The organism is Streptomyces sp. adm13(2018) (assembly GCF_008042145.1).
Classification (GTDB): domain Bacteria; phylum Actinomycetota; class Actinomycetes; order Streptomycetales; family Streptomycetaceae; genus Streptomyces.
The window spans coordinates 12,928-14,388 of the sequence record NZ_RDBH01000010.1 but is presented as its reverse complement, the minus strand read 5'-3'; the positions used below and the strand labels follow the sequence as shown (position 1 = coordinate 14,388).

Here is a 1,461-nt window from a genome sequence, read left to right as displayed (position 1 = left end):
CCCCTCCGCCGACCGGCGGCAGGGCCGACAACCCGTACGCCGGCGCCAAGGTGTACGTGAACCCCGAATGGTCCGCGAAGGCGGCGGCCGAACCGGGCGGCTCCAAGGTGGCCGACCAGCCCACCGCCGTGTGGCTGGACCGGATCGCCGCCATCAACGGGTCGAGCACCTCCATGGGGCTGCGCGCCCACCTCGACAAGGCCCTGGCGCAGAAGGGCTCCGGCGAGCTCGTCGTCCAGCTGGTCGTCTACAACCTGCCCGGCCGCGACTGCGCCGCGCTCGCCTCCAACGGCGAGCTGGGCCCGACCGAGATCAACCGCTACAAGACCGAGTACATCGACCCCATCGCCGCGATCCTCGCCGACGCCAAGTACGCGGGCCTGCGGATCGTCACCACGGTCGAGATCGACTCGCTCCCGAACCTGGTCACCAACGTCTCGGGCCGCCCGACGGCCACCCCCAACTGCGACGTCATGAAGGCGAACGGCAACTACATCACCGGCGTCGGCTACGCGCTCAAGAAGCTCGGGGCGATCGGCAACATCTACAACTACGTGGACGCCGGGCACCACGGCTGGCTGGGCTGGGACGACAACTTCGGTCCCTCCGCCGAGCTGTTCAAGCAGGCCGCCACGGCCGAGGGCTCGACCCTCGCCAACGTCCACGGCTTCATCGTCAACACCGCCAACTACAGCGCCCTGAAGGAGGACCACTTCACCATCGCCGACAGCCTCAACGGCACCTCCGTACGCCAGTCGAAGTGGGTCGACTGGAACCGGTACACCGACGAACTGTCGTACGCCCAGGCCATGCGCGCCAAGCTGGTCTCCCTCGGCTTCGACAGCAACCTCGGCATGCTGATCGACACCTCCCGCAACGGCTGGGGCGGCACCGCACGTCCCACCGGCCCGGGCGCCACCACCAGCGTCGACACGTACGTCAACGGCGGCCGCTACGACCGGCGCATCCACCTCGGCAACTGGTGCAACCAGTCCGGGGCCGGCCTCGGCGAGCGGCCCAAGGCGGCACCCGCCGCGGGCATCGACGCGTACGTCTGGGTCAAGCCCCCGGGCGAGTCCGACGGCGCCAGCAAGGAGATCCCGAACGACGAGGGCAAGGGCTTCGACCGGATGTGCGACCCGACGTACACGGGCAACGCCCGTAACGGGAACAGCATGTCGGGCGCGCTGCCGAACGCCCCGATCTCGGGCCAGTGGTTCTCGGCCCAGTTCCAGGAACTCCTGAAGAACGCCCACCCGGCGCTGTAGCACCCGGCGCAGGTCCCGCGGCCGTCCCGGACCCCCCGGGTCCCGGCCGGCCGCGGGAGCCGACACGCGCGGAAGCCGACGCCGGTGATGTAGTTGCCGTTCGCCTTCATGACGTCGCAGTTGGGGGTGGCCGTCGGGCGGCCCGAGACGTTGGTGACCAGGTTCGGGAGCGAGTCGATCTCGACCGTGGTGA

The 1,461-nt window shown here is 69.9% G+C and carries 1 protein-coding gene and 1 pseudogene; one reads left to right on the top strand and one right to left on the bottom strand.

From position 1 onward, the window contains the following. Positions 1-1,268 (top strand): glycoside hydrolase family 6 protein (locus EAO70_RS00760; RefSeq protein WP_261992573.1); only part of this gene is annotated, 1,268 nt, incomplete at its 5' end. Positions 1,269-1,324: 56 nt separating this feature from the next. On the opposite strand, the pseudogene EAO70_RS40180 reads toward EAO70_RS00760, so the two are convergent. Continuing rightward, positions 1,325-1,461: pseudogene (locus EAO70_RS40180) on the bottom strand (cellobiohydrolase); the annotation flags it as partial.